The 26,833-nt window shown below is 64.9% G+C and carries 23 protein-coding genes and 3 pseudogenes; 5 read left to right on the top strand and 21 right to left on the bottom strand.

Annotated elements, in window-relative coordinates; genetic code table 11:
* Position 1 precedes the first annotated feature (1 nt).
* The 8 genes from pyrF to QM748_RS18760 all read right to left on the bottom strand — a co-directional run bounded on the left by pyrF (position 2) and on the right by QM748_RS18760 (position 7,059).
* The gene (pyrF, locus tag QM748_RS18795; protein WP_415248511.1) at positions 2–814 is read right to left on the bottom strand and encodes an orotidine-5'-phosphate decarboxylase; all 813 of its coding nucleotides are present in this window, start codon (positions 812–814) and stop codon (positions 2–4) included.
* 43 nt (positions 815–857) lie between these two features.
* Positions 858–1,736: a 4-hydroxybenzoate octaprenyltransferase gene (ubiA, locus tag QM748_RS18790; RefSeq protein ID WP_415248510.1), complete on the bottom strand. Its 879-nt coding sequence runs from the start codon at positions 1,734–1,736 to the stop codon at positions 858–860.
* Positions 1,733–2,302 carry a chorismate--pyruvate lyase family protein gene (locus QM748_RS18785; protein ID WP_415248509.1) on the bottom strand — a complete coding sequence of 190 codons (570 nt, stop codon included), beginning with the start codon at positions 2,300–2,302 and terminating at the stop codon, positions 1,733–1,735. Before QM748_RS18785 ends, ubiA begins: the two co-directional genes overlap by 4 nt.
* Positions 2,303–2,370: 68 nt before the next feature.
* A complete protein-coding gene (locus tag QM748_RS18780) occupies positions 2,371–3,648 on the bottom strand; it encodes a diguanylate cyclase domain-containing protein (RefSeq protein WP_415248508.1) in 1,278 nt (425 codons plus the stop codon).
* Between the two features lie 811 nt (positions 3,649–4,459).
* Positions 4,460–4,972 (bottom strand): GNAT family N-acetyltransferase, encoded by a 513-nt coding sequence (locus QM748_RS18775; RefSeq protein WP_415248507.1) that lies wholly within the window; start codon positions 4,970–4,972, stop codon positions 4,460–4,462.
* Between the two features lie 90 nt (positions 4,973–5,062).
* Positions 5,063–5,317, bottom strand: coding sequence for a hypothetical protein (locus QM748_RS18770; protein ID WP_415248506.1), 255 nt, complete (start codon positions 5,315–5,317; stop codon positions 5,063–5,065).
* A gap of 891 nt (positions 5,318–6,208) precedes the next feature.
* Positions 6,209–6,610, bottom strand: a complete 402-nt coding sequence (locus QM748_RS18765; protein WP_415248505.1) for a hypothetical protein — start codon at positions 6,608–6,610, stop codon at positions 6,209–6,211.
* A gap of 11 nt (positions 6,611–6,621) precedes the next feature.
* Positions 6,622–7,059, bottom strand: coding sequence for a CPCC family cysteine-rich protein (locus tag QM748_RS18760; RefSeq protein WP_415248504.1), 438 nt, complete (start codon positions 7,057–7,059; stop codon positions 6,622–6,624).
* A gap of 483 nt (positions 7,060–7,542) precedes the next feature.
* On the opposite strand from QM748_RS18760, the pseudogene QM748_RS18755 reads away from it, so the two are divergent.
* Positions 7,543–8,620 (top strand): annotated as a pseudogene (locus QM748_RS18755) (IS110 family transposase).
* 314 nt (positions 8,621–8,934) lie between these two features.
* On the opposite strand, the gene QM748_RS18750 reads toward QM748_RS18755, so the two are convergent.
* Positions 8,935–9,315, bottom strand: coding sequence for a hypothetical protein (locus QM748_RS18750; RefSeq protein ID WP_415248503.1), 381 nt, complete (start codon positions 9,313–9,315; stop codon positions 8,935–8,937).
* Positions 9,316–9,455: 140 nt separating this feature from the next.
* Between QM748_RS18750 and QM748_RS18745 the strand changes: the two genes are divergently transcribed.
* The 3 genes and pseudogenes from QM748_RS18745 to QM748_RS18735 all read left to right on the top strand — a co-directional run.
* Positions 9,456–9,599 (top strand): hypothetical protein, encoded by a 144-nt coding sequence (locus tag QM748_RS18745; RefSeq protein ID WP_415248502.1) that lies wholly within the window; start codon positions 9,456–9,458, stop codon positions 9,597–9,599.
* A gap of 294 nt (positions 9,600–9,893) precedes the next feature.
* A pseudogene (locus QM748_RS18740) lies at positions 9,894–10,100 on the top strand (site-specific integrase); the annotation flags it as partial.
* 18 nt (positions 10,101–10,118) lie between these two features.
* Positions 10,119–10,328 (top strand): annotated as a pseudogene (locus QM748_RS18735) (tyrosine-type recombinase/integrase); the annotation flags it as partial.
* Between the two features lie 28 nt (positions 10,329–10,356).
* Here the strand turns inward: QM748_RS18735 and recG are convergent.
* The 5 genes from recG to QM748_RS18710 form a co-directional block, all read right to left on the bottom strand.
* The gene (recG, locus tag QM748_RS18730; RefSeq protein ID WP_415248501.1) at positions 10,357–12,375 is read right to left on the bottom strand and encodes an ATP-dependent DNA helicase RecG; all 2,019 of its coding nucleotides are present in this window, start codon (positions 12,373–12,375) and stop codon (positions 10,357–10,359) included.
* A 121-nt stretch (positions 12,376–12,496) separates the two neighbouring features.
* Positions 12,497–12,877, bottom strand: coding sequence for a RidA family protein (locus QM748_RS18725; RefSeq protein WP_415248500.1), 381 nt, complete (start codon positions 12,875–12,877; stop codon positions 12,497–12,499).
* Between the two features lie 70 nt (positions 12,878–12,947).
* Positions 12,948–13,391, bottom strand: coding sequence for a flagellar assembly protein FliW (fliW, locus tag QM748_RS18720; protein WP_415248499.1), 444 nt, complete (start codon positions 13,389–13,391; stop codon positions 12,948–12,950).
* 43 nt (positions 13,392–13,434) lie between these two features.
* The gene (locus QM748_RS18715; RefSeq protein WP_415248498.1) at positions 13,435–13,998 is read right to left on the bottom strand and encodes an SPOR domain-containing protein; all 564 of its coding nucleotides are present in this window, start codon (positions 13,996–13,998) and stop codon (positions 13,435–13,437) included.
* On the bottom strand, positions 13,998–14,579 hold the full coding sequence (locus QM748_RS18710) for a DUF2802 domain-containing protein (RefSeq protein WP_415248497.1): 582 nt from the start codon (positions 14,577–14,579) through the stop codon (positions 13,998–14,000). The genes QM748_RS18715 and QM748_RS18710 overlap by 1 nt, the downstream gene beginning before the upstream one ends.
* Positions 14,580–14,765: 186 nt before the next feature.
* Here QM748_RS18710 and QM748_RS18705 point away from each other — a divergent pair, with 186 nt between their 5' ends.
* Positions 14,766–15,542 carry a YdcF family protein gene (locus QM748_RS18705; RefSeq protein ID WP_415248496.1) on the top strand — a complete coding sequence of 259 codons (777 nt, stop codon included), beginning with the start codon at positions 14,766–14,768 and terminating at the stop codon, positions 15,540–15,542.
* A gap of 51 nt (positions 15,543–15,593) precedes the next feature.
* On the opposite strand, the gene QM748_RS18700 is transcribed toward QM748_RS18705, so the two are convergent.
* From QM748_RS18700 to QM748_RS18670, 7 genes are all read right to left on the bottom strand, one after another.
* Positions 15,594–16,793 (bottom strand): acetyl-CoA C-acyltransferase, encoded by a 1,200-nt coding sequence (locus tag QM748_RS18700; RefSeq protein WP_415248495.1) that lies wholly within the window; start codon positions 16,791–16,793, stop codon positions 15,594–15,596.
* A gap of 13 nt (positions 16,794–16,806) precedes the next feature.
* Entirely contained in the window at positions 16,807–19,188 is a 2,382-nt protein-coding gene (locus QM748_RS18695) for a 3-hydroxyacyl-CoA dehydrogenase/enoyl-CoA hydratase family protein (protein ID WP_415248494.1), read from the bottom strand.
* Positions 19,189–19,248: 60 nt separating this feature from the next.
* Positions 19,249–20,535, bottom strand: a complete 1,287-nt coding sequence (locus QM748_RS18690) for an OmpP1/FadL family transporter (protein ID WP_415248493.1) — start codon at positions 20,533–20,535, stop codon at positions 19,249–19,251.
* Between the two features lie 87 nt (positions 20,536–20,622).
* Complete coding sequence (locus QM748_RS18685) at positions 20,623–21,030, bottom strand: acyl-CoA thioesterase (RefSeq protein ID WP_415248492.1); 408 nt, start codon at positions 21,028–21,030, stop codon at positions 20,623–20,625.
* Positions 21,031–23,058, bottom strand: coding sequence for a 3-hydroxyacyl-CoA dehydrogenase NAD-binding domain-containing protein (locus QM748_RS18680; protein ID WP_415248491.1), 2,028 nt, complete (start codon positions 23,056–23,058; stop codon positions 21,031–21,033).
* A complete protein-coding gene (locus QM748_RS18675) occupies positions 23,055–24,341 on the bottom strand; it encodes an acetyl-CoA C-acetyltransferase (protein WP_415248490.1) in 1,287 nt (428 codons plus the stop codon). Before QM748_RS18675 ends, QM748_RS18680 begins: the two co-directional genes overlap by 4 nt.
* Entirely contained in the window at positions 24,338–26,824 is a 2,487-nt protein-coding gene (locus QM748_RS18670) for an acyl-CoA dehydrogenase (protein WP_415248489.1), read from the bottom strand. Before QM748_RS18670 ends, QM748_RS18675 begins: the two co-directional genes overlap by 4 nt.
* Positions 26,825–26,833: the final 9 nt, after the last annotated feature.

The following is a 26,833-nucleotide window of genomic DNA, read 5'->3' as shown; positions in this document are numbered from 1 at the left end:
ATCAGCGATGCGCGTTGATCGCGTCGCGGGTATCGAGCGCGGCCTGGCGCGCAGCAGTGGCGAAATCCTCGCCCTTGCCGGCGTACAGGATCGCGCGCGAGGAATTGATCATCAGCCCGCTGCCGTCCGCGCTGCGCCCCGCCGCCATGGTCGCGGCGATGTCGCCGCCCTGGGCGCCGATGCCGGGCACCAGCAGCGGCATGTCGCCGGTCAGTTGACGCACGCGGGCGATCTCGGCGGGGAAAGTGGCGCCCACCACCAGGCCGCAGTTGCCGCTGGCATTCCAGTCCTGCGCCACCAGCCGGGCGACGTGTTCGTACAACTTGATGCCGCCGACGTCGAGGAACTGCAGGTCGGAGCCGCCCGGATTGGAGGTCCGGCACAGCAGGATCACACCCTTGTCGGGATAAGCCAGATAGGGATCGACCGAGTCCCGGCCCATGTAGGGATTGACCGTGATCGCGTCGGCCTTGAAACGCTCGAAGGCTTCGACGGCGTATTGCTCGGCGGTGCTGCCGATGTCGCCGCGCTTGGCATCGAGCACCACCGGCGTGCCCGGATGGCGGGCATGGATGTGTTCGATCAGGGCTTCGAGCTGGTCTTCGGCGCGGCGCGCAGCGAAGTAGGCGATCTGCGGCTTGAAGCAGCACACCAGGTCGGCGGTGGCATCGACGATCTGCCTGCAGAACTCGAGGATCGCATCCGGCCGTCCCTGCAGGTGGGCGGGAAAGCGGGTCGGATCGGGATCGAGGCCGACGCACAGCAGGCTGTTGCGCTGCTGCCAAGCGGCTTTCAGGGAAGTCATGAAGTGCATGTCGGCATCCAGGAGAAAAAAGCGGCGGCGGCAAGCATGCCGCTCAGGCATGGCGCAGCAGGTCGTCGATGAACAGGCCGGCGAACACCGCCGCGCCCAGCCAGTTGTTGTGGTTGAAGGCCTTGAAGCAGCCGGCGCGGTCACGGTCGCGGATCAGGAAGTAGTGATAGCCGGCAATCGCCGCCGCCACCAGCAGGCCGGCGAACCAGGCAGGGCCCCGCCCGGCGGCAATGCCGATGCCGGCCAGCAGGCCGAGCGCGGCCGCGTAGCACAGCATCACCGCGGCAACGTCGTAGCGGCCGAAGGTGATCGCGGATGTCTTGATGCCGATCTTCAGGTCGTCGGGCCGGTCAACCATCGCGTACTCGGTGTCGTAGGCGATCGCCCAGAACACGTTGGCGAGCAGCATCACCCAGGCAATGGCCGGCACTTCGCCGAGGATCGCGGCAAACCCCATCGGAATGCCGAAGCCGAAGGCAATGCCGAGATAACCCTGCGGAATGGCGAGGAAGCGCTTGGTGAAGGGGTAGCTGGCGGCCAGGAAAAGCGCCGGCAGCGACAGCCAGATCACCAGCGAATTCAGCGGCAGGATCAGCAGGAAGGAAAGCAGCGACAAACCGCCCGCCAGCAGCAGCGCCTCGCGCGTGCTGACCATGCCGGTCGCCAGCGGGCGGTCGCGGGTGCGCTCGACGTGGCCGTCGAAGTCACGATCGGCATAGTCGTTCATGACGCAGCCGGCCGAACGCATCAGGAAGGTGCCGATGACGAAGATCACCAGGATGTGCAGCGGCGGCCAGCCGTCGGCAGCGAACCACAGCGCCCACAGCGTCGGCCACAGCAGCAGCAAGGTACCGATCGGCCGGTGCATCCGCATCAGGCGGGCATAGTGGGGAAGCTTGTCGCTGAAGCTCATCGTGGTCATCGGGGGAGATCGAAAATCGCAGGCAGGAAAAACTCGCTCACCATCAACGCGCGGCCGTGGCGCAGGAACAGCGAGCGGCGTCCCCACAGCTCGCGCCCCACCGCCACCGGCGGCTGCCGCGCCGACAGCACGGAACGGGCCCGATGATAACGCGCATCGCGCGCATCGAGCCGGGCGCAGGCCAGCGGTGCGCGCTCGATCGCCGGATCGGCGAACAGCGCGGCACCAAGCGGGCGGGCACCGAAGCCGTGGAACAGGTTCCACGCCCCCCGCACGTTGCCGCGCGGCAGCAGAGTACGCGCGAACACCACCGGCACACCATCGGCAATCAGCAGCACCTCCCTCACCCACACCCGCTCACCCGTGTGCAGGCCGAGCAGCACGGCTTCGTCCCTCACGGCCCGCCCCAGCCCCTGGTACAGCACCTCGACGCCGAAACGCCCGCAGCGCCGGCGGATGCGGGCGGTGAGCGACGAGGGGTCGGTGAGCCAGGGGATCAGTGCGGGCGGAACCGTGGCGCGCGGTGGCGTCGATGACCAGGTTTCGCGATGAGAACAGGGAAGCATGGAATCTCTTGCGGGAACAGGCGGCATTCTAATCCGCATTGCCCGCGAACACCGTCTCCTTCCCCGGATCACGCCCCCACGTCGACACCGTAGATACGGACCGTGTTCTTGCCGGCCTTCTTTGCACGGTACAGCGCCTGGTCGGCGCATTCGAGCAGTTGGCCTGCTTCCAGCCCATGCTCCGGCCCGCACGCCGCCCCGACACTCAGCCCGATGGAGACGCTGACCGCATCGACGGCGAACGGCCGCGCGATTTCCACAATCAGCCGCTGCGCCAACGCCATGGCACCCACGCCGCCACGGCCGTCGGACAGAACCGTGAATTCGTCCCCACCCAGGCGGAACACACGGTCCGACTCGCGCAATGCAGCCTGCAGGCGCACGGCGGTTTCGCGCAGCACCGCATCGCCCGCCGCATGCCCGAGCGTGTCATTGACCTGCTTGAAACCATCCAGATCCATGTAGAACACCACGAACTTTCCGCCCCCCTGGCGCGCCCGCTCGATGGCCAGATCCAGACTGGCGGAAAAGGCGGCCCGGTTCGGGAGGCCGGTCAGATCGTCCACCTCGGCCAGATGCTTCAACCGCGCCTCCAGCTGCTTGCGATGGCCGATGCCGCGTGCGGTGGTGACGTAACCGTCCGGCTGGCCGGTATTGCGATCCAGCGTCAGCCTGATGAAGGCTTCGAGCCATACCCAGGAGCCATCCTTGTGGCGCTGGCGCTGCTCGCTGCGGCCGACTCCCAGGCGGCCGTCCCTTACCTCCCGCATCAGCTCCATGAATGCCGGCACGTCATCGGGATGGGTCAATTCGATGGCCCTTCGCCCGATGAGTTCTTCTGGCGCATAGCCGAGCAGATTCTCGACGGATGGCGATATGTAAAGGCGGACGCCATCGAGGCTGCCCCGTATGATCGTATCGGTCGACGCCTCCGCCAGCAGCCTGAAATCGCTTTCCCGTCGCAGCGCCTCCTGCGCCAGCTCGAACAGCCGGAGCTGTTCCTCGGCAAGTGCCGCAAGCTGCTCGAACAGGCGTTGGTCGTTTGCGTCGAATTCCCGGGACGATGCGCCGAACAGAGAAAACCGGCCGGCGCATCCCTCGCCGAATGGAATTGAGGAAACCAAACTGTGGCCATCCGCCACATATGCTTTGGATGCCGGCCCGCCGGCATGCCAGACCTTGTTTGTACCTTCGACACGAATGGTCGCCGCCGCCATGTCGAGCAGACGGCACGCCATGCCGCACAGCAGATCGAAACGGAGAGCCGACAGCTCGACTGCTCCGCCTGCGGACACGCCCATGATGGCGCTGCCCTCGGGCCGATGCACCGGATCATCAATGGCCATTCTCGTGATTTCTCTCTGCTGTCCGGCAGTCTGGCGCTGCGGAAGATCTTCAGATTGGGGTCTTGCGATTCTACGTAGAACCGACTCAGCCCGCACCCACCTTCTGGCGAGCATTGCCCGACAGCTCACTCGCCCTGAATCACGGATGCGTCAATTGCCGGATGTCACCGCCGCGCGTGCATGTAAAGCAAAGCTGTCGAGTCACCGCATCTCCAATGGAATGACGTCAGAGATCATGCACAGACCAGCAGTCTGCTTCGCGCTCGAAACGGATTCAACCTGGGGCTTCGTCGATGCAATAGCTGTGCGTGGTCATGTCAGCCGCCTGTTTCGGCCAGAATCGCCCATTGATCGCCGGCCTCCACCAAAGCCTCCCGAGTGCCACCGCAAGTGGCTGCCCGATGGACGATTTGGCCCCAGGCGTGGCTGGCGGCCTCCAGCGAGGAAACCCAGATGTAGGGAATCCTTTTCCTGAGGAGCGGCTCGATGATTTCTGCAGGATAGTGGCAAGCCATGAAGGCCTGGGAGCACAGAATATGATGGCTGCTGCCTGCCACGACGCCCACGCAACCGAAGCTGTCTGTTTCAACCAGCCGCGCTTGCGGCGTTCCGGTTTGAGACGGATTCGATTGACTGTGATGCGCATGGCGACGCTCCTGCAGCTATTCGGACCAGGGCCACGGTAGCACCACCACAAACACGCCGCCACGACGGGAACACGCCACCTGATTTCCACCTCTCGCCGGATTCAGGGCCTCAGCAGCAGGCGATACAAGTCGTTGCCGCAAACGGCATCGGCTTGAACGGCTTGTTACGCAACACAATTCCCTGGCCTGATCATATCGATATGAGGTATGCCGTCTTCGTCGTAAACCTCCCCTACTGAGCGGAATCCTAGCGATTCATAGAACCTTTTCAGATACACCTGCGCGCCAATCCTGATACCGCTCATCGGAAAAGTTGTCTCGGTGAACTTTATGGCCTCCTCCACCAAGCGGCGGCCAATCTTCTGGCCCCTGAACTTATTGACAGTCATGACGCGGCCGATTGAGGGTTCGCTGTACTTGACCCCAGGATCGACAACCCTGGCATACGCAGCCAGTTCGCCATCCATGAAAGCGGACAGATGCCAAGCATGAAGATCCATCCCATCGGTTTCCTGGTAAGGGCAATTTTGCTCGACGACAAAAACTGACTCGCGAGCACTAATGATCTCGTATAGCTCCAGCGTCGCCAGAGAGTCCAGCCGGGACCACTTGAAGTCAATATTCATGCCATCCGCCTCAGCCGAAATCCCGCGACAATCGATGGTGAAACTTTCCATGCCACCTAACGTAGAGCCAATCAGTGCCGCGCAGCTTTATCGCCAAGTACCCAGCGACCGAAGGGAGCAAGGCTGAACGAATTATAAAGGTCACAGAACCCCTTTTCGGCGACGAAGCCATGGGAAAAGTAAAAGAGCTGCGCCAACCGAAAAACCCAGCAAGCCCCATAGCCAAAAATATGGAGAGGGTGTGGCAACAATACGGTAGTACTGGTTCCCTGAACCGCCAAAGCTGATGGGATCGCTACCGATGAGTCCGGATGCAAATGCGAGCACCCCAAAGGCAATAGCGATCAAGGCACACAGGATACGCAGGCAACGAACAAATAAGGTTTTGGCAGACATGCTTGCTGACACCAGAATCAAACCATACCGCGAAGCGGCGTCGGCTTGAATGAATTTTCACGCCGCAGAGTAGTACCGGACTAGACCGACGGCAAGTAGCGCAAGACCTTGGCTTTCAGCAGCCGAGCATCCCGCCATCAACCCACTCCACCAGATATGGTTTGTCAGGGAGACGACGTGAACAATTCCAGAGCGAGCACAGGGTTTGCCTGTGGATCAAAGCGCACCTCCTCCATGTTGAACCTGCTCCGATAGCGGCGCCGCAAGAGCAAATCCTCGGTGCCAAACCAGGCAGTGCAGCGGCCTCCTCGAGGGTGCAGCCCGGAAACACAGGTGCAATGTACTCCCTGGACAATGCGGCCCTTGCGAAAGCGTGGGCGCCGTAGGTCAAGGAGATTGAAACCAGTGATGTCGGGAAGAAGAAGTGCTCCGATCGTGTGTGCGGTTCCGCTGGATATGCCAGTTGCTCCTGCCAAAGCCAAGTCGAGCGATTCCGGATGATCCAACTGTGCTGGGGACGAGTAATGCGACGCCCAGAAGAACGGACGTGTTCCGTCGTGCCCGAGCACGCAGCGAGAAACCATATGCTGTCTTCTGCGGCTTGGATGTGGACTCTCGAACGCAAAGCTCAGCAGGGTCGGGCGCCGAAATCGCGTCTCGAACGTACATGGCCACGGCCTGCGAGTTCCCAAAGAGCGAGACAGCCCCGCGTCCGAATAGCTCTCCAGTGAGCGATAGCGCGCATAGACCGCATACCATCACTCGATGCCCGGCTTTATCGCTGTTTAGGATTGCTCCGATAGCGTCTAGCGGAATACGCATAGTGACCTAACGCTTGAATTCAGCGGCCGCCGGAGGCGATCCGCTGGAGTGATTGGTTGGGCATAAGCGTTACCACAGTTTCCACCACGGCTTAGCCGCCACCGCCGTTTCTCCTGGATAGTGAACAAGCTCTGATTGAGGATCGTAAAGAGCCAACCCATGCTTTGCAGCTAGCGATTTGAGAAGAGAGCTGACGTAATCAGCCTTGGACCAAACGCAGCACATGATGATGTGCCCCTCCGAGCGATCAAAGGCAACGCTCCAGGGACATAAATCGTGGTCGTCCAATTGATCATCAGAGATGTCATTGATCTGCGGATGCTTCGCAACGAGCTCTTCATAGAATGAGTTGATGGCCGGGTGAGGCTGAACGCCGGACGTATCACCCTCGCAGAGGGCGACATGAAGCGCTCCAGCTTCTGCATGTGATAAGCGCTTGTGTGGAAACCAGACTGAGTGATCGCAGCTCATGCTCTCTGTGCTCAACGTTTGACATAACCGGCGGCCGACGGGCGCAGCCAGCTGGACGTCCGGATGATGGAAGGGTTAGGCGGCTGGTTCATGGATGATCGGATCAAACCTGCGACCAATAGGCCTCGGATTCTTGAAGCACTGCTTGAGCATTCCACTGCTTCATGATGCGTTTGGCTTCTGCGGCTGCAAGCTCGTCTGCATTTAGGGGGCGCCAGGTTCGACGCTCTGCGGAAGCTGGCTGCGACTTCTGCTCCCACAGGGTACTTGAGTAGCGCGGAATTTTGAGCCTCGGCGAGAGACTGCTTGTTCGCTCCGCCACCCGAGCATGGGTTTGCGAGTTGAACAGAATCGTCTTCCCATCCGCAGACTGGGCAGATGCTGTAGCTACCGTACTCCTCTTCGAGGGTGAGGAAGCCGCAGCAGGGGCAAGGCAGTTCGCGCACCATGAGACGCCTAACGCCTGAGTTAAGTCGCGCCGCGAAGCGGCGTCGGCTTGAAGAATTGTTAGACCTATCCCGACCCATCCTGATACTCAATGTAGTTGGGGTCTATGCGTTCTTTGAAATTTTCAATGGAAGCCTCAAGAACGTCAAAGTCTAGTTGGCGCGTGAACAAAGTCATGTATGTCCGCCGCTCAGAGTCATCTCTGAAGAGCTCCATGACTAGGTCACCGTTGATGTAGGTTTCAAGGCCGATACCATCTCTGGGGTTTACGTCACTCGCTACGACATAGCGGATTTCTCTTTCGGGACTCATGTGAACCGCCAAGTAGGCCTAACGCCAGAATTAACCGGCGCGCTTTAGCGCGTCCGGGTTGAATGACTACAAAGGGACTTCCCACTTCCGCTGTTGGCCTGTTCGGCCCGGCATCGAAGTGCCAAGATTGAATTGCTGACATTCAATCTGAAGACGCGAAAGGGGAAGTCCAAATGAATGCTACGACGATCGGAGTGGATCTGGCAAAGAATGTGTTCGTGGCCTGCGTAGGCGACGGCACGGGGCGGATGATCGAGACGCGCGAGTTCAACCGTGCGGGCTTTCTGGCGTGGCTTGCGACGCTGGCGCCGGGCACGGTCGTCGCAATGGAAGCGTGCAGCGGTGCGCACTGCTGGGGCCGCACGATGGCGGCCCTGGGCCTGGAGCCACGGCTGATGGCGGCCGATTTCGTGCGCGCCTACCGCAAGCGCCAGTCGGTCAAGCACGACCGGGCCGATGCCGCGGCGATCCTGGCCGCGCTGCACGCGCCGGGCATGCGCTTCATTCCGATCAAGACCGAGACCCAGCAACAACGCCTGGCCTGGCACAGCCTGCGCCTGGGCTGGATCGAGGAGAGAACGGCGCTGCTCAACCGTATTCGTGGCGTGCTGGCCGAGTTCGGTCTGGTGGTCGAACCGGGGGCCACAAAGCTGCGCCGCTGGTTGGCCGAACATGAGTTCGACACCGCCCAGCCCATGATCCTGCGTCATCTGATCCAGAGCGTGCGCGATCAGCTCGATGCGCTCGATCAACGCCTGACCGAGTGTGACCGGCAGATTGCCGCACAGCAGGCCGAGGATGCGGCTGCCCGGCGGGTGCGCGAATTGCCCGGCATTGGCAATCTGACGGCCGATGCGGTCACTGCCAGTGTGGGCGACGCGCGGATGTTCAAGAACGGCCGGCAGTTTGCCGCCTGGCTGGGGCTCACGCCGAGCCAGTATTCCAGCGGGCAAACCGAAGCTGGGACGCATCACCCGCCGCGGTGACCGTTACCTGCGAAGTCTGCTCGTACAAGGCGCGCGCAGCGTGTTCGCGGCCACCTTGCGCAAGGCACGCAGCAGTCCGGAGACGCTCACCCGATTGCAACAGTGGATCGTGGGCTTGAATGCACGGGTCGGATATCACAAGACCCTGGTCGCCATTGCCAACAAACACGCGCGGCAGTTGTGGGCCGTGCTGGCCAAGGGAGAACACTACGATCCGAATGCCTGGCGCCAATGGGGACCGGCGATCGAACAAGCAGCAAGCTGAAGCACCGCGTTCCAGAGTAAGGCAATCATGACTGCGCGCAAGCGATAGGCAAAACAGGTCAGACCGACCGGCTGAGAATCTGGCTAACCTGGTGGCCGACCAATGAGGGTGCGCGGCTGATCCCCGCGCCCCGGTCGCGCCGACGAGTGATTGAGGCCAGCCGGAGCGGTTAGTCGCATGGCCCCGGCACACCCGCGCCGAACAAGGCCGATTGGGGAAAGGCAGTCTGCTCTGTCCTTGTCCATTGCGATGGCGCCAGTCACAAAGCGATCACGCTCGGCCGTGATCAGCAGGAGAAGAAAATGGGTGCGTGATCAAGCGCTGTTGCGGCCTGCGGCCGCAGCTCTGCAAAAAGGTATTGACGGGAAGTCCCTTGGGGAATTGTTAGAGCCCGCCCACTCAAACTCTAGCAGACCATCTGGCAAGCATGACTCGACGGAAGATGTGGGGGAAATTAAGAACTCGGCCTGATGGCCAGAGGAAAAATTGGCATGAACCCTAACGATTGGCTGACCTGAAACGAAGCCGGTGATGGTTGAGTGCGATGAAGAGAATTGCAGGAAGTTGCGGTAAATGATGCGTGTAACAAGGGATTGCAAGCTCTCCGAGCCCGGCACTTGAATTGTGAGGGTAAGAGGGTTGGTCTGGTCGTCTGCGGCACAAACAGAGTCTCGGGTAACTTTAATGCTGCTCATGTGTCCGTTCCTCAGGTTGTCACTGCGGGGCCCTAACAGTGTAGGAGACGGAATCCACATATTGCCCGCCCCAAATTATTCGTTCAACATTTTACGTCTATAGCTTCCAACTGCATCGGCGATGACGTTAGTCCAGGTCCATGACCTTGTCAAACTACTCCGACACGGTAGCCAGCTTCTGGCGTAAGTACCGGTTTTCACTCGCCGAATCCGGTGTGAAGCCGACGGCGCTGCAGTGGTACGCCCGCCACGCCGCGGCCTATGTCAAGGCCGCTGACGGCTAGCGCCTCGCCACTCACTCGGCGGTGGTTGTGGAGTCCTGGCTGGGCGAGCTGGGCAGGGTAGACGGAATGCCTGCGTGGCAGTTTACGCAGGCGGTTGATGCGGTGCCCCACTTGTTGACAATGGTGGAGCGCCTGCAGCGACCGAGGTGGATTGGGCGTTCTGGCGCGAAGGGGGGCGTACCCTGGGGGCAAGCCATCCAATGATTGCGCGCGCAATGGCCAGTCCGCCCTTCCCTGCCCGCGGGAAATGACGATGGCGGTTCACGGCTTACGCCGGGTGACCGCCTGGTAGCGGTGATCCGGCAGTGCAATTATTCGATTCGCACTGAGCAAGCCTATCTTGGATGGCTTGAGCGCTATCTGCGCTTCATCGGCGGCCGCGATCCTGCGCAGGCGGAGGCGGCACAGGTGAAGGCTTTTCTGCAGGGGCAAGTGGCGGCCAATACGCAGAATCAGGCGCTGAATGCGCTGATGTTCTTTTACGCTCAGGTGCTGGAGCAGCCCTTGGGCGAGTTGGGTGCTTTTGCGCGCGCGAAGCGTCCGCAGCGCTTGCCGGTGAGTTGCCATGCGTTGCGCCACAGTTCTGCCACCCACATGCTGGAGGGCGGCTACGACATCCGTACCGTGCAGGAACTGCTCGGCCATGCCGATGTGAAGACGACGTTGATCTATACCCATGTGCTCAACCGTGGTGGGTTGGGGGTAGTGAGTCCGCTGGACAGGGTTTGAGAGGCAGATCCTCTGCGCGCTTTTCTATCTACGCCCGCAGTAGCGCCTCACGTCCACCCAGCCAGCGCTGCATCAAGCGCTCCGCAGCCTCCGGCATGTCGCGCAGCATGCGTTCGGCGAGCGCACGCGCGGGCTCGATCAGGTCGGTGTCGTTCTCCAGGCTTGCATAGCGCAGCAGTGGCAGGCCGCTCTGGCGGGCGCCGACGAATTCGCCGGGGCCGCGGATGCGCAGGTCGGCGCGGGCGATCTCGAAGCCGTCGGTGTTCTCGTAGATCACTTTCAGGCGTTCGCGGCCGGTCTGCGACAGCGGCTGGGCGTAGATCAGGATGCAGGCCGATTCGGCGCTGCCGCGCCCTACCCGGCCGCGCAACTGGTGTAGCTGGGCAAGACCGAAGCGCTCGGCGTGTTCGATGACCATCAGGCTGGCATTGGGCACGTTGACACCGACTTCGATGACGGTGGTGGCGACCAGCACGTCGATTTCGCCGGCGGAGAAGGCTTTCATCGTCGTGGATTTTTCGTCCGCCTTGAGCCGGCCATGCACCAGACCGACGCGCAGCTCGGGCAGCGCGTCGGCCAGGGCCTCGAAGGTGTTGACCGCGGTCTGCAACTGCAACGCTTCGGATTCCTCGATCAGCGGGCACACCCAGTAGGCCTGGCGGCCGCCCAGGCAGGCCTGGCGCACGCGTTCGACCACTTCGTCGCGGCGGGCGTCGGAGGCGAGCTTGGTGCGGATCGGCGTGCGTCCGGGCGGCAGCTCGTCCAGCACCGAGACGTCGAGGTCGGCATAGTGGGTCATCGCCAGCGTGCGCGGAATCGGCGTGGCCGACATCATCAGCATGTGCGGGCGGCGGTTTTCCTCGCCTTTCTCGCGCAGCGCCAGACGCTGGCGCACGCCGAAGCGGTGCTGCTCGTCGACCACGGCCAGCGCCAGCCGCGGCATCGTCACGGGGTCTTCGATCAGCGCATGGGTACCGACGGCAAGCAGCAATTCACCACTGTGGAGGCGTTCGAGCACGGCTTCGCGCTCGCGCTTCCTGCGGCTGCCCGACAGCCAGGCGACTTCGATGCCGAGCGGCGCGAGCCAGTCCGACAGCTTGCGCCAGTGCTGTTCGGCGAGGATCTCGGTGGGCGCCATCATCGCCGCCTGCCAGCCGTTATCCACTGCCTGCAGCATCGCCAGCGCGGCGACCAGGGTCTTGCCGCTGCCGACGTCGCCCTGCAGCAGGCGCTGCATCGGATGCGGCGCGGCGAGGTCGGCCGCGATCTCGGCCGCGGCACGGCGCTGTGCGCCGGTGGGCTGGAACGGCAGGCTTTCGAGCAAAGCGCGCGGCAGGCGGTCCTGCACCGGCAGCGGCACGGCACGGCGCGCACGGCGGGCGTTGTAGGCACGCCGAAGCGACATCTGCTGCACCAGCAGTTCCTCGAACTTGATGCGGCGCCAGGCGGGATGTTCGCGCAGCTCGAGCGCGGCCGGGTCGGCATCGGGCGTCGGGTGGTGCAAGGCGCGCAGGGCATCGGCAAAACCCGGCAGGTTCAGTGCGTGCAGCACGTCGGGCGGCAGCAGATCATCCAGCGGCTCACTCGCCAGCGCACGGTCGATCAGCTTGCGCAACGTCGCCTGGCCCACCCCGGCTACGGCCGGATAGACCGGCGTCAGGGCTGCGGGCAGCGGCTCGCCCTGCTCCACCGACCTTACGCGGGGGTGCACCATCTCGACGCCGAAGAAGCCCACACGAGGCTCGCCGAACAGGCGCACGCGACGCCCGACGGCAAGCTGCTTCTGCTGCGAAGGGTAGAAGTTGAGCCAGCGCGCCACCAACGCGCCGGATGCATCGCGGATGCGGGCGACAAGTTGCCGCCGCGGGCGCAGCACCACTTCGCACGAGGCCACTTCGCCTTCGATCTGGACAGGGAAACCCGGCCGGGCATCGGCGACCGGCATCAGCCGGGTTTCATCCTCGTAGCGCAGCGGCAGGTGCAGCAGCAGATCGCGCGGGCCACGGATGTCGAGCTTGGCCAGCAGTCCGGCGAGCTGCGCTCCCACGCCCGGCCATGGCTGCGGCGCCGGCGGACGAGGTGACGATGACGCCTCCCGGCCGGGCCTTGCATCGGCGGCATCGGTCCGGGCGGCGGCTTGCTTCGCGCGGGCCACTGCAGCGTCGGGATCAGTCGAGGACGATGGTCAGATCGGCCTCGACCAGCGCGCCGCGCGGCAGTTCGCGCACGCCGACGGTGGCGCGGGCCGGATAGGGTTCGGCGAAATAACGCGTCATGACTTCATTGACGATGCCAAAGTTCGACAGATCGGTCAGGTAGATGGTGATCTTGGCCACTTCGGCAAACGAGGCACCCGCCGCTTCGGCAACCGCCTTCAGGTTCTCGAACACGCGCACGGTCTGGGCCTCGACGCCTTCGACCAATTCCATGCTGGCGGGATCGAGGCCGATCTGGCCGGACAGGAAGACCTGGTTGCCGACCTTGACGGCCTGGGAATAGGGGCCGATGGCAGCCGGAGCGTTGGGCGTGGAGATGATGGTGCGGGCCATGGTTCAACCTCGTTGGATAAAGGCCCACATTCTAAACCGCACGCCAGACTCCGGCAGACCGGCGCTACGTTCAGTCCTGCTGGCGCAGCGTGATCTCGCAGCCGAGACGGCTGATCACTTTCTGCATTCCCTTGCGGGCGCGTGTATTGATGACGAGCGGCGCCATGAAGTTGGCACTCAGCCCGGCGCTGGCCGGCCCGTCCTCCTCGGGACTCTGCGAACGCACGATGATCGCCACCGCCAGATCGCCGGTACCTTCGAGCTCGAGCAAGGCCACGTCCTCGTCGCTCAAGGCGAATTCGAGGTTCACGCCGAGCCGGATCGGCGCGGTGATCGAGAATGCCACATCGGGCTCATCCACCGATTGCAGCAGAAAAACCTCGGCTTCGCGGCCTTCCTCGTGCACCAACGCGAAACGGCGGCATTGTTCGAAACCGGGCAGGCCCGCGGGAAAGTCGATGATGCGATCGTCGGCGACCTCTACGGTACCGAACTCCGGACTCCTGATTTGCATGGGTGCTCCCCTGGATGGAATGGATCGGGCCAGATATCGGGCATCAGCGCCTTTTTTTCTCTGGTGCCAATAGCATACCCGCCTCGACCCCTGCCGAACGCAGCGCGGCCTGGGCTTTTTCCGCGGCATCACGGTCGGCGAAGGGGCCAAGCACGACACGGCTCTGGATGCCGGCCTGCAGACCCTGGGCTGAAAGCGACCGTTGCAGCGCAAGCGCATTGGCAGGGTCGCTGAACACGCCGAGCTGGATGCGGTATCCATCCACTGGCGCTGATTGCGCATCGGCCAGCACCGGTGCCGCAGGTCCGGTAGTCGGGCTGCTTTGGGGCGATGGCACGGATGAGACTGTCTCCACGAGCGGCCGTACCGGCTCCTGAGCCGCGCCGAGGACGGCAGATGGGCGGCTTGCAACGCTCGCCTCCATCGGTGCAAACAGACCGCTGCCGAGCGATGGCGCCGGCGAGACGGCATCCGGCACCGGGCGGACGACACCCGCCGGTTCCTGCTGTTCGAGCGATAGCGCGGCAATCAGGGCCACGATCGCCGCGAGCAGGGCAGCACCGGCCATGCGCAGCGCTGCATTACGCTGGCGCCGCCGCGCGTCCATCACTGACGTTCTCCGTTGCGCGCCAGGGCCAGCAACAAGCCAGCTTCGGCAATGCTGATGCCGCAACGTGCCGCAATCTCGTCGGCACCCAAACCCTGCTCAGCCAGGCGCCTGGCTTCGGCGTATTCAGGCGACGTCGCCGATTGCGGCAGCTGCGCGTGCAGCGTCTCTTCGACTTGCTGCCGCAACCCGGCCAATTCGGTCTGCAGCATTTCGATCTCGGCACGCTGCTGCTCGACGAGCGCCTGCTGGCCTTCGAGCAGGCGCCGCACGCGCTGTGTCTCCAATGTCGCACGAAAGGCGTCCGCCCCGCTCCCGGCAGCAGCCTCAGCCACGTCGGCACCCGGCCTCGGTTCTGGCGCATAGTCCAGAGCTTCGCTGCCGTCATCCTCGCCTGCTGCCGCATCAGCCGACGTGGCCGGCACCTGCTGCCGGGAAGTGGCGCCGGGGGCGCTCGACGCAGCCGAAGCCTCCAGCTGGGACATCGGATCACGGCTGAGCCACACCGCGCGCAGGAACTGCCAGCCCGCCAGCAACAGCAGCAGAAGAACCAGGATCCACAATGCCTGCCGCAAGCTCATCCCACTCTCCCTGTGCCGGACAGCAGCATCAAATCACCAGCATCGGCGGGGCCAACGTCGCCTGGAAGTACGGTACATGCTGGCATCGGCAGGAAAGGCTTCATCGGCAAACACGGCCTGGAACGGGATTCGCCCGATAATACTGCCCGCCCCTGCTGACCACAAACCCAGGAATCAGAGACCCCGATGGATCTTTCAACGCTGCTCTTCTCGTTCAAGAAGCTGGCCGCCGCATTCGCCCTGCCACCGCTTCTGCCCCTGCTGCCGATTGCGCTCGGCCTGGTGCTGCTCGGCCGTTTTCCGCGCCTGGGACGCACGCTGGGCTGGAGCGGCGTGATCCTCGGCCTGCTGCTGAGCACCCCTGCAAGCGTGAACTGGCTTGCAGCGCAGATCGAAGATCCTGTGCCGCTGTCGGCCGACACCATCCAGAATGCCGACGCCATCGTCATCCTCGGTGCCGGCCGGCGCCCCTATGCGCCCGAATTCGGCGGAGCGACGGTAAACAGGCTGGCGCTCGAACGCCTGCGCTACGGAGCACATCTGGCGCGTGCAACCGGCCTGCCCATCCTGGTGAGTGGTGGCAGTGTTGCCGATGAAACACCGGAGGCAGTACTGATGAAAACCGCACTGGAAGAAGACTTCGGCATCCAGGTGCGATGGGTCGAAGAACGCTCGCGCGACACCCGGGAGAATGCCCGCTACTCCAGCGCAATACTCACCCTGGCCGGCATGCGGCGCGTCCTGCTGGTGACCCACGCCGCCCACATGTCTCGTGCCCAGGCCGAATTCGAAGCCGCAGGCCTGGTCGTTCAAGCGGCTCCGACGGCCTGGCTGGGCAATTACAACGAAACTACGGTCGGGGATAGCTGGCTGGCAGAACTGCCCAATCCGAACAGCGCCTACGCCGGCTGGTTTGCCATGCATGAAGCGCTGGGGCGGCTCGCCTACCGCCTGTCGCGCTGAACGGATCACACTTTTCCCCGAGGCGGCTCTCGCCGCCATCGGGGAACAGCTTCAGACCCGCTCGAAGACGCCCGCGGCTCCCATGCCGGTGCCGATGCACATGCTGATCATGCCGTGGCGCAGCCCAGGATCGCGCTGCATCGCGGCCATCAGCGTCGCAGTGCGGATCGCGCCGGTCGCCCCCAGCGGATGGCCGAGCGCGATCGCGCCGCCAAGCGGATTCACCTTCGCCGGATCCATCTCGAGCTGGCGCATCACCGCCAGCGCCTGGGCGGCAAAAGCCTCGTTGAGTTCGGTCCAGCCGATGTCGTCCATGCTCAACCCGGCCCGCTTCAGCGCGCGCGGAATGGCCTCGACCGGGCCGATGCCCATCACCTCGGGCGGCACGCCGGCCACCGCGTATGAAGCGAAGCGGGCGATCGGCGCCAGGTTGTAGCGCTTGAGCGCGGCCTCGCTCATCAGCAGTACGGCCGCGGCACCGTCGGACATCTGCGAGCTGTTGCCCGCCGTCACCGAGCCGCGTGCGGCAAACACCGGCTTCAGCTTCGCCAGCGATTCCGGCGCCGAATCCGGCCGCGGCCCCTCGTCGCGCGACAGCAGGCGCTCGGCGATGCGCACCGTGCCACCCTCGCCCGGCAGGTAGGATTTCACCGCATAAGGCAGGATTTCGGCATCGAACTGCCCGGCCGCAATCGCGGCGCAGGCACGGCGATGCGACTCGGCGGCGAAGGCATCCTGGTCTTCACGGTTCACCGACCATTGCGTGGCGACGCGCTCGGCGGTCAGGCCCATGCCGTAGGCGATGTCGATATTCTCCGCACGGGCGAAGATTTCCGGGTTGAGGCTGACCTTGTTGCCCATGATCTGCGGCATCGCGCTCATGCTCTCTGTACCGGCGGCGATCATCACGTCGGCCTCGCCGAGGCGGATGCGGCTTGCGGCGTCGGCCACGGCCTGCAGGCCGGAAGCGCAGAAGCGGTTGATCGTGATGCCCGGTACCGAGTCGGGCAGGCCCGCCAGCAGCAGGCCAATGCGCGACACGTTCATGCCCTGCTCCGCCTCCGGCATCGCGCAGCCGGTGATGACGTCGCCGATCTCGTTGCCGTCGAGGTTGGGCACGCGAGACACCAGCTCCCGCAGCACCGCGGCCAGCATGTCGTCGGGCCGCACGTGGCGGAAGGCGCCGTTGCGCCTGGCCACCGGCGTGCGCGCCGCGGCGACGATGTAGGCGTCCTGAATCTGTTTGCTCATCGTCCGTTCTCCATCAGTTGCGCAGCGGCTTGCCCGTTTCGAGCATGTGCGCGATGCGTTGCTGGGTCTTCTCGGTCTTCAGCAGTTCGACGAACTGCGCACGCTCGACCTCGAGAATCCATTGCTCACTCACCCGGCTGTTGCTGTCCACCTCGCCGCCGCACAACGCCGTCGCGGCCGCCTTGGCGACGCGGTAGTCGTGCGCCGAGATGAAACCGCCTTCGGCCATGTTCACCAGCATCAGTTCGCAGGTGGCGATGCCGTCACGACCCGCGACCTTGACCGCCGGATCGACCAGCGCCGGCCGCCAGGCCGACTCGGCCAGCGCCCGCGCACGGCGGATGGCCGCGTACAGCAGTTCGGCTGCATTGAAGACGACGTCGTCCGAGGCACGGGCAAAACCAAGCTCGATCGCTTCGATCGCGCTCTTCGCCACCGTCGCCATCGCGATGGTCTGGAACGCGGTCTGGATGTAGGGGAAGACCTCGCCGCCGGCCGCGCGCCTGGCCATGGTGTGCGCCTGCAGCGCGAATTCCTTGCTGCCGCCACCTGCCGGAATCAGGCCCACGCCGGCTTCGACCAGGCCGACGTAGCTTTCCAGTGCCATCACCCGGTGCGCCGCGTGCATCGCGAATTCGCAGCCGCCGCCCAGCGCCATGCCCTGCACCGCGGCGACGACCGGCACCTGTGCATGCTTGATCGCCATCGAGGTCTGCTGGAACTTCGCCACCATCTTCTCCAGCAGTTCGAACTGGCCGGCGCGGCAGGCTTCGCCCACCTGCTGCAGGTTGGCGCCGACCGCGAACGGCGCCGGATGCCAGATCACCAGGCCGTCGAGATCGGTTTCGGCACGGGCGATCGCCTCCAGCATGCCGTCCATGACTTCCTCGCCGATGGCGTGCATCTTGGACGTGATCGAGACGATGCCGATGCGTCCATCCTGGTCGGCACGCCGCCACAGCCGCACGCCGGCGTTCTCCCACAGGGTTTCGCCGCGATCGTCCGGCGCTTCGCCGAACACCCTGTCGGGATAGAGCTGGCGCTGGTACACCGGCAGATCGACACGCGGCTTCGGCGCGCTCTGCGCCGCGCTCCATGAGCCTTCCGGCGCATGCACGCCGTCGCACTCGAACACCCACGGCGGCAGCGGCACGTTCGACATCGCGCGGCCATGGCGGATGTCGTCGTCGATCATCTTCGCCACTTCGCCCCAGCCGGCGGCCTGCCAGGTCTCGAACGGCCCCTGCGCCCAGCCGAAGCCCCAGCGCATCGCCAGGTCGATGTCGCGCGCATTGTCGGCGATGTCGCCCAGGTGCACCGCGCAGTAGTGGAACACGTCGCGGAAGATGGACCACAGGAACTGCGCCTGCGGATGCGGATGGGCTGCAAGCTGGGCGAACTTCTCGGCCGGATTCTTCAGCTTCAGGATCGCGTCGACCTCGGGGAAGACCTCGCCGCCGCTGTCGCGGTAGTCCTGCAGGCCCAGGTCCAGCACCTGGATCTGCTTGCCCTGCTTGCGGTAGATGCCGCCGCGGGTCTTCTGCCCCAGCGCGCCCCTGGCGATCAGCGCACGCAGCCATTCGGGCGATTCGAAATAGCCGTACCAGGGATCGTTGGGCAGCGTCGCCTTCATGGTGCCGACGACGTGCGCCAGGGTATCCAGGCCGACCACGTCCGCGGTGCGGAAGGTGGCGCTCTTGGGCCGGCCGATGCGCGGCCCGGTCAGCAGGTCGACCTCGTCGAAGGCCAGCCCCAGGCGGGCGGTGTGGTGCAGCACGGCCAGGATCGAGAACACGCCGACACGGTTGGCGACAAAGTTGGGGGTGTCCTTGGCACGCACGATGCTCTTGCCCAGGCGGGTGGTCAGCCAGGCCTCGAGCCCGTCGAGCATCGCCGGGTCGGTCTCGGCGGCCGGGATCAGTTCCACCAGCGGCATGTAGCGCGGCGGGTTGAAGAAATGAATGCCGCAGAAGCGGCTGCGCAGGCCTTCCGGCATGCCTGCGGCAAGGGCCTGGATCGACAGGCCGGAAGTGTTGGATGCGAACACCACGCCTGGCTTCAGGTGCGGCGCGACCTTGGCGTACAGGTCGAGCTTCCACTCCATCTTCTCGGCGATGGCCTCGATGACGAGGTCGCATTCGCCCAGGCGGGCGAGATCGCTGCCGTAGTTCGCCGCCTCGACGAAGCGGCTGCGATCCTTGGCTGCGAACGGCGCCGGATCGAGCTTCTTCATCATGGTGAGCGCCTTGTTGACGACGCCGTTGGCATCGCCTTCGCCAGCGGGAAGATCGAACAGGATCACCGGCAGGTCGGCGTTGGCGCAGTGGGCCGCGATCTGCGCGCCCATGACGCCGGCACCGAGCACGGCAACTTTGCGGATGATGAGACGACTCATAGGGTTATCTCCAGATACCGGGCGGCCGGCTCAAGCGCCGGCCGCCACCCTCTGCGGTTGTCAGAAAGCGTGATTGAGCTGAAGCGAGAAGATGTTCACCGAGGTGTCGAACGAGCCACGGACGAACTGCGTGGTCGCGTTGGTGCCGAGCACGGTGCGGCGATCGATTTTTGCCTTGTCGAAGAACAGGCGGGCATAGCCGGCGTCGATCGAGGTCTGCTTGTTCAGCTTGTAGTTGAAGCCGATCGCGAGCCAGGTGCGGTCGGAGTCGGGCAGCCGCACGGTGCGGTCCTCGGCCTTGCGGATGGGCGACTGGTCGTAGGCCACCCCCGCACGCAGGCGCAGCGCATCGGTGTACTGGTACTGCATGCCGATGCCGACGCGATAGCTGTCCTTGAAGCCGAGGTATTCGTCGGTCAGCACCACGCCGAGGTTTCGATGCTGGACGCGCAGCCGCGGTATGGAGCTCCAGCCGGTCCAGGTATAGTCGGCGAGGACCTGCAGCTTGTCGCTGGCCTGGTAGGCAAGCGCCAGCGAAGCCGTGTCAGGCAGCTCGATGGACACCTTGGCCGGCGTCGACGTCGGCCCCGCCTCCACCTTGCCTTCGACATCCAGGTCGATCTTCGAGCGGTAGGTAAGCCCCACGCGCAACGCCGGATTCAGCTGGAAGATCACGCCGGCATTCCAGCCCCAACCGGTATCGTCGCCCGACAGCTTGCTTTCGATATCCACCGTATTGGGCAGCAGCCTGGTGACGGGTTGCATGCCGCGCAGGTCGGCCTCGAACTTCACGTAGTTGATGCCGAAGCCCAGCGAAACCATGTCGTTGACCCGGTACGCGACGCTCGGATTGATGTTGATCGCCTTGATCTCCGAATAGGCGCCCTGGTAACGGCCGATGAAGGCATCGTCCCATTCCGTCGCATTGCCGAAGGTCGGCGAGATGCCCAGGCCGAGGCGAAGATCCTTGTTCAGCGACATGGCCCAGTACACCGCCGGCACCAGGGAGGCCCCGCCGGCGTCGCCGCCATCGTTCCCCAGGGGATAGCCCGGCACGGGCGGCGCGGCGACGCGCAACGCATTCGAGCCCCGATCGGAGAACTCGAGCTTGCGGTCGAGCACCGTCAGCGCGCCCGAAACATGATGCCCTTCGCTCAGGTAGAGCATGCCCGCCGGATTGAAGAAAATGGTGCTCGCATCCTCTGCCACCGCAGCCGAGCCGGCGTATGCGTAACCCGTACCGGCACCGTTCTGGTTCTGCAGCATGAAGCCCGCGGCCATAACATTGCCTGCCGCCAGCATGGCGGTCGCTGCCGCGACCTTGATCGTCAAACGCTTGAGTTGCATATCGTGTCCCCTCACTTCTTATGATTTGCGGGCCCGCCCCGCGCTGCTGAAAAAAGGATTGCTCCCCGACCAACACCTGTCCAACACTCATTCAGCCGGCAACGGCCGCTTGCGTCCCTTGTCGTCGAGTGCAACATAAGTCAGTTGCGCCTCCGTCACCTTGACCACGACCGGGTTCTCCGGGTCACGCTCGGCGAAGACCTCGACATCCACGGTGATCGAAGTCCGTCCGGCCGCGATCACCTCGGCATAGAAGCTGACGAGATCACCCACCGACACCGGCTGCTTGAAGACGAAGGAATTGACCGCCACCGTCGCCACCCGCGAACGCGCCCTGCGCACCGCCGGGATCGCACCAGCGATATCCACCATCGACATCACCCAACCGCCGAAGACGTCGCCCGCAGGGTTGAGATCGGCCGGCATCGGCATCACGCGCAGCGCTGGCTGCTTGTCGCGCGGCAAGGCCGCGACGACGTCAGTTGAATCGCTCATCTAGTCCTCCTGGTCTGTTGTCTCGCCAGCACGTTCGGCCACCGCCGGAGCCTCGGCAATCCGGGCTTTCCCGAAACTAGCTGCATAATGAAGAGGACCGCCGGTATGCGGTGCAAAGCCTGTGCCGAAAATCACACCGGCATCGGCAAGCTCGGCATCGGCGACCACGCCGTCGCGCGCGCAGCGCTCTGCTGCGGCCAGCAGCGGTGCCAGGATGCGTTCCGCCAGCGCGGCGTCGAAAGCACCCGCCTCGCCCTTCTGCGCCTTGCCGTCAACCCAGCGGTAATAGCCTTCGCCGCTCTTGCGGCCGAGCTTGCCGTCCTTGACCAGTTGCAGCAGCCGTTGCGGCGGCGCCACAAGCTTGCCGGACGCGGCATCGCCGGTCAGCGCCTCGCCTGCCGCCACCGCGATGTCCAGGCCCACGGTATCGACCAGTTCCACCGGCCCGATCGGCATGCCGAAGCGCAGCAGCGCGGCATCCACGGTCTCGGGCGAGCGCCCCTCCTCGACGCAGCGCAGCGCTTCGAGCATGTAGGGGCCGAGCACCGCATTGACCAGGAAGCCCGGTGCGCTCTTCACCGGCAGCGGCAGCTTGTCGATCGCGCGCACGAAACCGACCGCACGGCGCAGCACCTCTGCGTCGCTGGCTTCGCCCTGCACCACTTCGACCAGCGGCAGTTGCGGCACCGGGTTGAAGAAGTGGATACCGACCAGCCGCGACGGCTGCTGCAGTGCCGTGGCAATGTCCTCCAGGCGCAGGCTGGAGGTGTTGGTCGCCAGCACCGCATCCGGCCTGGCGCGGTCTTCGAGATCGGCGAACAGGCTGCGCTTGGCCTCCAGATTCTCGAAGATGGCCTCGATGATCAGGTCGGCATGGGCCGCGCCCTTGCCCTGTGGATCGGGGATCAGGCGGTCGAGGGCGAAGCGCACCGCGCGTGCATCGCCCTTGCAACGACGCTCGAACAGCTTGGCCGCGCGCTTGATCGCCGGCGCGATACGCTCGACCGACTGGTCCTGCAGCGTCACCCGCATACCGCGCAGCGCGCACACCGCGGCGATGTCGCCGCCCATGACGCCGGCACCGACCACATGGACGTGCCGCGGCACGAAGTCGATGCCCTTGCCGAAGGCCTTCAGGCGCTCCTGCAGGAAGAACACCCGCACCAGGTTCTTGGTCGTCGGCGAGGCGAAGATGGCCTCCAGCGAAGCGGGGGCACCCGCCGGCACCGCCAGCGCGTTGCCCTGGTGCTTTTCCCAGATCTCGATGATGGCGAAAGGCGCCGGATAGTTGTCGCGCGAGACCTTGGCCTCGGTCTGCTTGCGCGCCTTCTCCGCCACCTTGCTGCGCAGCGGGCCGTTCATGAGCTTGCGCAGCAGGCGCTCCTTCAGCGCGGGTTTGCGCGCCGGCGCGCCGGACAGCGCGACGATGCGCGCGGCGGACGCCATCACCCGCAGCGGCACGACGTCGTCGACCAGCCCCAGGCGTTTCGCCTTGCGCGCATCGACGCTCTTGCCGGTCAGCATCATGTCCAGCGCCGCAGCCGGGCCGATGGTCCCGGGCAGACGCAGCATGCCGCCCCAGCCCGGCACGATGCCGAGCATCACTTCCGGCAGCGCGAGCTTGGTTGAGGGCTCATCGACCGCCAGCCGGTAGCGGCAGGCGAGCGCAAGCTCCAGGCCGCCGCCCAGGCAATGGCCGCGGATCAGCGCCAGCGTGGGGTAGCGCACCGCCGCCAGGCGGTTGAACAGGTTCCAGCCGCGCTCGACCAGCGTACGTGCAGCCGCCGGCGAATCCAGCCGTGAGAATTCCTCGATGTCGGCGCCGGCGATGAAACCGGCCGGCTTGGCAGAGGCGATGACCAGCGCCGGCGGCGGCTGGCGGTCGAGTTCGTCGAGCACCTGCGAGAACTCGGCCATCACTTCGGCCGACAAGGTGTTGGCTGCGGCGCCCGCGCAGTCGATCTCCAGCCAGGCCAGGCCGTCCGCCTCGCGGCGCAATGTCCAGTGCATCCAGTTCCGTTGGCTCATTGCAGGGTCTCCACCAGCATCGCTCCTCCTTGGCCACCACCGATGCAGATCGACGCCAGCCCGCGCTTGCCGCCATTGCGGCGCAGCACGTGCAGCAGATGCAGCACGATGCGCGCACCGCTGGCGCCGACCGGATGGCCAAGCGCCACCGCGCCGCCGTCGATGTTGAGTTTCACTGCGTCCGGCGCACCCGGCGCGGCCTCGAGGCCAAAGTGGGTGCGGCAGTAATCGTCGTCGGCAAAGGCACGCAGGCAGGCGATCACCTGCGCGGCGAAAGCTTCGTTCAGTTCCCAGGCGTCGATGTCGGCCGGACTCAGGCCATGCCGCTGCAGAATCGGCAGCGTCGCATGCACCGGGCCGAGCCCCATCTGGTCTGGCGCCAGCCCTGCCCACTGGCTATCGACGATGCGCCCGAGCGGTCTCAGGCCATGGCGCTCGACCGTTTCAGCCGAGGCCAGCAGCAGCCAGGCCGCGCCGTCGCTGATCTGCGAGCTGTTGCCAGGTGTCACCCGGCCGTATTTCTTGTCGAAGAAGGGTTTCAGCTTGGCCAGCCCCGCCATCGACGCATCGCGCCGCACGCCGTCATCGGCGCCATAGACGCTGCCGTCGCGGCCGATCAACGGTGCGAGCTCGGTCGCGAAATGCCCCGCATCCTGCGCCGCCGCGACGCGGCGATGGCTCTCGAGCGCGAAGGCATCCATCTCCTCACGGCTGATGCCGAAGGCGAACGCCAGGTTCTCGGCGGTCTGCCCCATCAACTGACCGACGATCGGGTCGGTGAGCCCTTTCATGATGCCGATCACCGGCGCCAGGTTGGCGGGACGGAATTCCTTCAGCGCGGCCAGCTTCTGGCCCGGCTTCTTCGCCGCGTACCAGTTCGCCAGCCAGCGCACCATCTTGTCGGAGAACAGCAGCGGCGCATGCGACAGCGCATCGACGCCGCCTGCCAGCACCAGGCCGGAACGGCCGCACTGGATGTTCGCGATCGCGGAGTCCAGCGCCTGCATGCCGGACGCGCAGTTGCGCATCACCGTCCAGCCGGGCACGGCGTTGCCGCAGCCCATGCGCAGCGCCACCACGCGGCCGATGTTGACCTCGTCGACCGAAGGGTTGGCGCAGCCCAGGATCACTTCGTCGAGCTGCCCGGGGCCGAACGGCTGGCGCATCAGCAGCGCCGTACCGGCCGCCGTCGCCAGATCGGAGGCGGTGAAGGGGCCAAGCCCGGTGCGCGCCTTCAGGAAAGGCGTGCGCGCACCATCGACGACGAACACATCCTTGCTCATGCAGCCTCCCTGCGGGCCGGCGACACATCAGGCATGCCTGCCACGGCCTCGCGCAGATCGAAGTCATAGGGGAAGTCATCGACGCGGATCACCTTGTCGCGCAGCATGTTGCGGCGCTCGACGAGCTGGTATTCGGCCCCGGTGATCACGCCGGCATCACGTGCCCGGCGCCAGACTTCGTCGACGTCGCCGCCCGTCATCAGGCCAGGCTGGAAGCTGCCGGAACGCTGCGCCTGCTTGAGCTTGGCCTCGATCGGCTCGGCCTCGACCGTCGCCAGCAGCGCCGCTTCGAGCGCGCCGACCGGCTCCTCGATGTCGTCCGGCAGATGGACGTCGGCAGTGAGGCGGTCGCGCGTAGCCGAGGGATCGATCAGCAGCGAGGCGACTTCATGGCCCAGGCGGTCGGACGGCACCTTGTAGGGGCGGCCGAGCGGAAACACGATGAGGCGGCGCAGCAGGAAGGCGAACAGCTTGTTCGGGAAATTGGCGATCACGCCTTCGAAGGCCACCTGGATGCGGTACATGCAGTCCCAGATCGCCCAATGCATCAACGGCGCATCGGCGGGCTGGCGGCCTTCGGCCTCGAAGCGCTTCAGCGTCGCGGTGGCCAGATACATCAGCGACAGGATGTCGCCCAGCCGCGCCGACAATTTCTCCTTGCGCTTCAGCGCGCCGCCCAGGGTGCCCATCGAGATGTCGGCGATGAAAGCGAAGGCTGCCGAGAAGCGGGTGAGCTGCTGATAGTAACGGCGCGTCTGCGGCGCAACATTCGCCGGCACCTTGACGAAGTGCGAGCCGGTCATCCCCATGACGAAGGCGCGGCCGGCGTTGTTCACCGTGAAGCCGACGTGGTTCCACAAGGCCTCGTCGAAGGCATCCTCGTCGTTGCGCCGTGCCGCGTCCATCTCGGCGAGCACGAAGGGATGGCAGCGGATCGCGCCCTGGCCGAACAGGATCAGGCTGCGCGTCAGGATGTTGGCGCCTTCGACCGTGATGCCGACCGGAATCTGCTGGTAGGCGCGGCCGAGGAAGTTCTGCGGCCCGAGGCAGATGCCCTTGCCGCCGATCACGTCCATACCGTCATTGACCACCTGGCGCGCACGCTCGGTGACGTGGTACTTGACGATCGCCGACACGACGGAAGGCTTCTCGCCGAGGTCGATCGCGCCGGCCGTCATCGTGCGCGCAGAGTCGCATAGATAGGTGTTGGCGCCGATCCGGGTCAGTGCCTCCTCGACGCCTTCGAAGCGGCCGATCTGGGTCTTGAACTGGTAGCGCACGCGGGCATAGGCGCCCACGGTACGCGCGGTGAGCTTCTGCATGCCAACATTCGAACCCGGCAGCGAGATCGAGCGGCCGGCGGCGAGGCACTCCATCAGCATCCGCCAGCCCTGGCCGGCCATCGCCGGGCCGCCGATGATGAAGTCCAACGGCATGAACACGTCCTTGCCGCGCACCGGGCCGTTCATCCACACCGCGTTGAGCGGGAAGTGGCGGCGGCCGATGTCCACGCCCGGATGGTCGTGCGGCACCAGCGCGCAGGTGATGCCGATGTCTTGCTCGCCGCCGAGCAGCCCGTCCGGGTCGTACAGGCGGAAGGCGAGGCCGAACACGGTGCACACCGGTGCCAGCGTGATGTAGCGCTTGTCGAAGCTGACGCGCATGCCCAGCACTTCCTCGCCCTGCCAGATGCCCTTGCAGACCACGCCGGCATCGGGAATCGAGGCGGCATCCGAACCCGCCCACGGGCTGGTCAGCGCAAAGGCCGGAATCTCGCGCCCGCTGGCGAGCCCGGGCAGGTAATGCTCCTTCTGCTCGGGCGTGCCGTAGTGCAGCAGCAGCTCGGCCGGGCCGAGCGAGTTCGGCACCATCACCGTCACCGCGGGCGCCGACGACCGGGTCGACAGCTTGGTGATGACCTGCGAATGGGCATAGGCCGAGAAACCCTTGCCGCCGTATTCCTTGGGAATGATCATCCCGAGGAAGCCCTTGTCCTTGATGTGCTGCCACACTTCGAGCGGCATGTCCTGCTGCTGGGTGCACTCCCAGTCCCTGGTCAGGCGGCACAGTTCCTCGACTTCATTGTCGAGGAAGGACTGTTCCTCCTCGCTCAGCTTGGGCCACGGGTAGCCGTCCAGCTTGCGCCAGTCCGGGTTGCCGCTGAAGAGATCGCCTTCCCACCACACGGTGCCGGCTTCCAGCGCATCCTTCTCGGTCTGCGACATCGTCGGCAGGGCCTTGCGGAAAGCCTTGAAGATCGGTGCCGTCACCCGCTGGCGGCGCAGCGAATCGTTCAGGAAAACGCTCAGCGCCCCGCCATAAACAAGCAGTGCCAGCAGCGTCAGCAGCACCGGCCAGTCGCCCGCCCACCCCATCGCCGCAATCCACATCAAGCCAGCCGTCAACCAGGCAAAAAGTGGCGCTCGCCCGTAGGCGAGCGCACCTGCCAAGGGAGGGAGGCAAACCAGTAGCAACCAGACCATCACGTTCTC

Origin of the sequence: Thauera sp. (assembly GCF_047601425.1) — a bacterium.
Taxonomy (GTDB): domain Bacteria; phylum Pseudomonadota; class Gammaproteobacteria; order Burkholderiales; family Rhodocyclaceae; genus Thauera.
Note: the sequence above shows the minus strand (reverse complement) of the source record. Positions and strands in the feature narration are given on the sequence as shown.

Bases quoted from the DNA above. Each gene is read 5' to 3' on its own strand.
- pyrF (WP_415248511.1), bottom strand. From the start codon at position 814: ATGCACTTCATGACTTCCCTGAAAGCCGCTTGGCAGCAGCGCAACAGC.
- ubiA (WP_415248510.1), bottom strand. From the start codon at position 1,736: ATGACCACGATGAGCTTCAGCGACAAGCTTCCCCACTATGCCCGCCTG.
- QM748_RS18785 (WP_415248509.1), bottom strand. From the start codon at position 2,302: ATGCTTCCCTGTTCTCATCGCGAAACCTGGTCATCGACGCCACCGCGC.
- QM748_RS18780 (WP_415248508.1), bottom strand. From the start codon at position 3,648: ATGGCCATTGATGATCCGGTGCATCGGCCCGAGGGCAGCGCCATCATG.
- QM748_RS18775 (WP_415248507.1), bottom strand. From the start codon at position 4,972: ATGGAAAGTTTCACCATCGATTGTCGCGGGATTTCGGCTGAGGCGGAT.
- QM748_RS18770 (WP_415248506.1), bottom strand. From the start codon at position 5,317: ATGTCTGCCAAAACCTTATTTGTTCGTTGCCTGCGTATCCTGTGTGCC.
- QM748_RS18765 (WP_415248505.1), bottom strand. From the start codon at position 6,610: ATGAGCTGCGATCACTCAGTCTGGTTTCCACACAAGCGCTTATCACAT.
- QM748_RS18760 (WP_415248504.1), bottom strand. From the start codon at position 7,059: ATGGTGCGCGAACTGCCTTGCCCCTGCTGCGGCTTCCTCACCCTCGAA.
- QM748_RS18750 (WP_415248503.1), bottom strand. From the start codon at position 9,315: ATGAGCAGCATTAAAGTTACCCGAGACTCTGTTTGTGCCGCAGACGAC.
- QM748_RS18745 (WP_415248502.1), top strand. From the start codon at position 9,456: ATGACCTTGTCAAACTACTCCGACACGGTAGCCAGCTTCTGGCGTAAG.
- QM748_RS18725 (WP_415248500.1), bottom strand. From the start codon at position 12,877: ATGGCCCGCACCATCATCTCCACGCCCAACGCTCCGGCTGCCATCGGC.
- fliW (WP_415248499.1), bottom strand. From the start codon at position 13,391: ATGCAAATCAGGAGTCCGGAGTTCGGTACCGTAGAGGTCGCCGACGAT.
- QM748_RS18715 (WP_415248498.1), bottom strand. From the start codon at position 13,998: ATGGACGCGCGGCGGCGCCAGCGTAATGCAGCGCTGCGCATGGCCGGT.
- QM748_RS18710 (WP_415248497.1), bottom strand. From the start codon at position 14,579: ATGAGCTTGCGGCAGGCATTGTGGATCCTGGTTCTTCTGCTGCTGTTG.
- QM748_RS18705 (WP_415248496.1), top strand. From the start codon at position 14,766: ATGGATCTTTCAACGCTGCTCTTCTCGTTCAAGAAGCTGGCCGCCGCA.
- QM748_RS18700 (WP_415248495.1), bottom strand. From the start codon at position 16,793: ATGAGCAAACAGATTCAGGACGCCTACATCGTCGCCGCGGCGCGCACG.
- QM748_RS18695 (WP_415248494.1), bottom strand. From the start codon at position 19,188: ATGAGTCGTCTCATCATCCGCAAAGTTGCCGTGCTCGGTGCCGGCGTC.
- QM748_RS18690 (WP_415248493.1), bottom strand. From the start codon at position 20,535: ATGCAACTCAAGCGTTTGACGATCAAGGTCGCGGCAGCGACCGCCATG.
- QM748_RS18685 (WP_415248492.1), bottom strand. From the start codon at position 21,030: ATGAGCGATTCAACTGACGTCGTCGCGGCCTTGCCGCGCGACAAGCAG.
- QM748_RS18680 (WP_415248491.1), bottom strand. From the start codon at position 23,058: ATGAGCCAACGGAACTGGATGCACTGGACATTGCGCCGCGAGGCGGAC.
- QM748_RS18675 (WP_415248490.1), bottom strand. From the start codon at position 24,341: ATGAGCAAGGATGTGTTCGTCGTCGATGGTGCGCGCACGCCTTTCCTG.
- QM748_RS18670 (WP_415248489.1), bottom strand. From the start codon at position 26,824: ATGGTCTGGTTGCTACTGGTTTGCCTCCCTCCCTTGGCAGGTGCGCTC.